This is a genomic window from Streptomyces sp. NPDC053673 (genome assembly GCF_055585225.1).
The window spans coordinates 1-3,626 of record NZ_JBVJKN010000080.1 but is presented as its reverse complement, the minus strand read 5'-3'; the positions used below and the strand labels follow the sequence as shown (position 1 = coordinate 3,626).

Annotated in this window: 6 protein-coding genes and 1 pseudogene; 3 read left to right on the top strand and 4 right to left on the bottom strand. The window is 71.0% G+C overall.

All coding sequences use genetic code 11. The features are described 5' to 3' along the window. Both ACZ6ZQ_RS38375 and ACZ6ZQ_RS38370 read left to right on the top strand, forming a co-directional pair. Positions 1–135, top strand: a pseudogene (locus ACZ6ZQ_RS38375) (ABC transporter permease); the annotation flags it as partial. 9 nt (positions 136–144) lie between these two features. After that, a complete protein-coding gene (locus ACZ6ZQ_RS38370) occupies positions 145–924 on the top strand; it encodes a sirohydrochlorin chelatase (RefSeq protein WP_469773169.1) in 780 nt (259 codons plus the stop codon). Positions 925–962: 38 nt separating this feature from the next. Here the strand turns inward: ACZ6ZQ_RS38370 and ACZ6ZQ_RS38365 are convergent, their stop codons facing one another. Both ACZ6ZQ_RS38365 and ACZ6ZQ_RS38360 read right to left on the bottom strand, forming a co-directional pair. Further along, entirely contained in the window at positions 963–1,583 is a 621-nt protein-coding gene (locus tag ACZ6ZQ_RS38365) for a mycothiol-dependent nitroreductase Rv2466c family protein (RefSeq protein WP_469773168.1), read from the bottom strand. A 113-nt stretch (positions 1,584–1,696) separates the two neighbouring features. After that, positions 1,697–2,167 (bottom strand): hypothetical protein, encoded by a 471-nt coding sequence (locus ACZ6ZQ_RS38360; protein ID WP_469773167.1) that lies wholly within the window; start codon positions 2,165–2,167, stop codon positions 1,697–1,699. Between the two features lie 242 nt (positions 2,168–2,409). On the opposite strand from ACZ6ZQ_RS38360, the gene ACZ6ZQ_RS38355 reads away from it, so the two are divergent. Further along, the gene (locus ACZ6ZQ_RS38355; protein WP_469773166.1) at positions 2,410–2,601 is read left to right on the top strand and encodes a DUF4236 domain-containing protein; all 192 of its coding nucleotides are present in this window, start codon (positions 2,410–2,412) and stop codon (positions 2,599–2,601) included. Here ACZ6ZQ_RS38355 and ACZ6ZQ_RS38350 read toward each other — a convergent pair. Both ACZ6ZQ_RS38350 and ACZ6ZQ_RS38345 read right to left on the bottom strand, forming a co-directional pair. Further along, a complete protein-coding gene (locus tag ACZ6ZQ_RS38350; protein ID WP_469773165.1) occupies positions 2,570–2,959 on the bottom strand; it encodes a nuclear transport factor 2 family protein in 390 nt (129 codons plus the stop codon). The two genes, ACZ6ZQ_RS38355 and ACZ6ZQ_RS38350, sit on opposite strands and share 32 nt — an antisense overlap. Then, positions 2,956–3,519, bottom strand: a complete 564-nt coding sequence (locus ACZ6ZQ_RS38345; protein ID WP_469773164.1) for a DUF1697 domain-containing protein — start codon at positions 3,517–3,519, stop codon at positions 2,956–2,958. The genes ACZ6ZQ_RS38350 and ACZ6ZQ_RS38345 overlap by 4 nt, the downstream gene beginning before the upstream one ends. Between the last annotated feature and the right edge of the window lie 107 nt (positions 3,520–3,626).

Genomic DNA, 3,626 nt, shown 5'->3' with positions numbered 1-3,626 from the left:
AACAACATCGACATGGCCGGAGTGTTCCTCGCGATCCTCCTCATCCTGATCGTCGGTATCGCCATCGACCTGCTGATCTTCAGCCCGCTGGAGCGGTGGGTCCTGCGCAGCCGCGGTCTGCTCGTCAGGAACTGAGCGTCTGCCATGCACAACCCGCACAGCCCTGCTCTGCTCGTCATCGCCCACGGCAGCCGCGACCCGCGGCACGCCGCGACCGTGCACGCGCTCGTACGGCGGATACGGTCGCGGAGGCCCGGGCTGCGGGTGTCCACGGCGTTCCTCGACTTCAACGCACCGACGGTCCCGCAGGTGCTGGAGCGGATGGCGAACGACGGTGTACGGGACGTGGTGGCGCTGCCGCTGCTGCTGACCCGGGCCTTCCACGCCAAGGCCGACATCCCGTCCGTGCTGAACGACGCGCGAGCCAGGCATCCGCGGCTGCGGATCACGCAGGCGGAGGTCCTCGGCCCGTCGCCGCTGCTGCTGGAGGCGGTGGAGCGGCGGCTGTACGAGGCAGGGGCCGGGCTCACGCCGGAGGACAAGCGCTCGACCGGGGTCGTCCTGGCTTCGGCGGGCTCATCCGACCCGGAGGCGATCGCAGTGATCGCTGACATGGCGCGGGAGCTGCGGCACACCGGTTGGTGCGCCGTGCGACCTGCGTTCGCCTCCGCTGTGTCCGCCGCGAGCCATTCCCGTACCGAGGACGCGGTACGGGCGCTGCGGACCGAAGGCGTCGCCCGGGTGGCGGTGGCGCCCTACGTCATCGCCCCGGGCCGCCTCCCGGACCGTATCGCCGTGGGCGCCGGCGAGGCGGGCGCGGACGTGCTCGCGGATGTGCTGGGCCCGGCCCCCGAGCTGGCGCGTCTGCTCCTGGAGCGGTACGACGAGGCGCGCGTGGACCGGCACGTCGCCCTGGCGGGCTGAGCCGCCGCCCGACGAGGCGACGCGGGCCCCCCGGCGGCTCAGTCGGTGTTCAGCTTGCCCGTGCGGGTGCGCTTCAGCTCGAAGAAGTCGGGATGGTTCGCGAGCACCCGGAAGCTGTCGAACAGCCGTCCCGCCTCCTCGCCGCGCGGAACGGAGTTGAGGACGGGGCCGAACCAGACGGCGCCGTCGACGTGGATGGTCGGAGTGCCGACGTAGCCGTCCGCCGCGGGGTCCTTGCCCGCGTCGTGGCTGCGGCGCACCGCGTCGTCGTACGCCGTGTCGTGTGCGGCGGCGGCCAGCCCGGCAGGCAGCCCGGTCTCCGCCAGCGACTCGGCGATCACGGTGTCGAAGTCCTCGGCCTTCTGCCGGTGGATGCGGGTGCCCATGGCCGTGTACAGCTCGCGCAGGACCTGCTCGCCGTGCTGTTCGGCCGCGGCGACCGCGACCCGTACCGGGCCGATGGACCGGTCGACGAGGTCCCGGTACCAGTCGGGCAGGTCGTTGCCGATGTTGTGCAGGTAGAGGCTCATGGGGCGGAAGCGCACGTCGATGTCGCGCTGCTGCTCGACCTCCAGGATCCAGCGGGAGGTGATCCAGGCGAAGGGGCATGCGGGGTCGAAGTAGAAGTCGACGGCGGTCCTGCTGTGTTCGGTCGTCATGGTCACGACCCTAGGCGAGGAGTGTCCCTTCCCCCAGGGCCAATCGACGCCCGCCTGTCCGGGCCATTCACCATCCGCGGCGCGGACCGTTCAGCAGTCGCGACACGGACCGTTCAGCGTCCGGGATGCGGTGGCCGGACCTCCAGGAACCGGTGGCGGGCGCGCCCGCGGTAGAGCAATGCGTCCCAGCCGAGCCGCTCCAGCACCCGCGCGCATGCGGTGAGGGCGCTCTCCTCCTGGCCGGCGGCCCCGCTGCCGTGCGGTCCGAGCCATTCGACCGTGACCGCCCCCGGCTCCCCCTCCCCCGCCTCCCCTTCTCGCACGCGGTATCCCGTCGCCACTCGCTGCCCGGATCCGTCCACGGCGGACGGGGTGATTCCCGATGCCTCGAGGGCGAGCGCGACGGCCCGTACCATCCGGCCGCGCTCCCAGACGGCCGGCATCGCCTCCGGGTCGGCGGCGTCGGCGTTCGTCAGCCGGCGGATCTGAAGCATCCCCTCGAACGCGACCCGCACCTCGGCCGCGCGCGTCTCGGCCGCCCGTGGCCCGCCGGCCCGCGGCGGCCCGTCCCCGTCGTCGTACATGGAAAGGACGATAGGCCGCGGCACTGACATCGGCCGGGCCGCTCTCCGAGCCGGTCCTGCCGGCCCACTCCCAGCACGGGTTCGCTCGCCCGTCCGGAGGAAGCCCATCCGGAGGAAAAGCGGGCCCCGGCCGGGATCCCACCGGGCCGGGAGGCAATGTCGGCTCTGCGGTGACACGACCGTGGCGGTGCCGTGACAGCCACGGCGCCTTCCTTGGACACCCTTACGACAAGGAGGCCGACATGTCGATTCACTACCACAAGCGGATCACGATCATCCCGAAGCTGATGCACCTGAACATCGGCACTCACGGCTGGTCGGTGAGTCTCGGCACCCGCCGCGCCCGCCTCACCCGGGACAGCGGGGGCCACAGCAACGCCTCGGTGCGTCTGCCCGGTGGCTTCAGCTGGCGCCGGAACTTTCCTCGGCACTGAACGGCGTGCCCTGGTGGAAGTAGAGCTGCCAGGCGTCCCCGGTCCGCCGCCACAGTGAACTGCGGTGGGCGCGACGGCCGTTGGACTCGGTGACGAACGTCAGATGCACGACGTCGTCGGCGAGCTGGGTGCCCTTCATCTCGGAAGCGGTGATGGGCTTGACGCCCTGGGCCCCTTCCTCGACGAGTGAATCGATGATCGCGTCGCGGTCCCAGCGCCGCCCGGACACACCGAACTCGAGGAACTCCGGATGCAGCAACCCGGCGAGCAGCGCAGGTGTGGTGCGGACGGCCGGGTCGAGGAGGCGGAGTTCACCCTCGATGGCAGCGTCGACGGCAGGGGCCCACTCGATCGTCACGCGTCTCCTCCGGTCATCTCGGCCAGCTTGACGACTGTGTTCCAGTTACGGGTCGTGGCGACGATTCCCTTGTACAGGCTCGGCCTGCCGAGCGCTGCGGCGAGTTTGGACCGGCCGAGTCCGCCGGGGGCGTACAGATAGAGCGCGCGATCACCGAACCGGAACTCCTCCGGGAGGAATGCCGCCGCGTCGAGGGACGCGAACCGCCCGGGGTCCACACGCTCCGAGAGGTAGGTGACGTGCAGTTGCCTGCCCTCCAGCCCGGCGGCGGGGAAGGGGCATTTCTCGACGACGGCACCGAGATAGGAACCGCCACGTACGAGGCAGTCGACGGTGAATCCGAAATGCTTCTCGACGGCCCGCTCGATCCCCTTGGCGAGCCTGTCCTCGTCGTCCCCCGTCGCGCTGGTGAAGACGGCGTTGCCGCTCTGCAGATACGTACGGACGTCGCCGTGGCCCAGTTCCGTCAGCAGCGCGCGGAGGTCCGCCATCGGTACCTTCCGGTGTCCCCCGACATTGATCCCGCGCAGCAGCGCGGCATACGCATTCGTCCTCGCCATGAGCACACCATAAGACGGCCGCCGTGCCCCGTGGGGGAGGGCACGGCGGCTGCCGGTTCAGGGTCGGGCGTCGCTGACTACTCGACGACCTTCAGGAGCTTGTTGGG

What these genes read in the sequence shown, in the direction of transcription:
- ACZ6ZQ_RS38370 (WP_469773169.1), top strand. Translation starts at nt 145, where the DNA reads ATGCACAACCCGCACAGCCCTGCTCTGCTCGTCATCGCCCACGGCAGC.
- ACZ6ZQ_RS38365 (WP_469773168.1), bottom strand. Translation starts at nt 1,583, where the DNA reads ATGACGACCGAACACAGCAGGACCGCCGTCGACTTCTACTTCGACCCC.
- ACZ6ZQ_RS38360 (WP_469773167.1), bottom strand. Translation starts at nt 2,167, where the DNA reads ATGTACGACGACGGGGACGGGCCGCCGCGGGCCGGCGGGCCACGGGCG.
- ACZ6ZQ_RS38355 (WP_469773166.1), top strand. Translation starts at nt 2,410, where the DNA reads ATGTCGATTCACTACCACAAGCGGATCACGATCATCCCGAAGCTGATG.
- ACZ6ZQ_RS38345 (WP_469773164.1), bottom strand. Translation starts at nt 3,519, where the DNA reads ATGGCGAGGACGAATGCGTATGCCGCGCTGCTGCGCGGGATCAATGTC.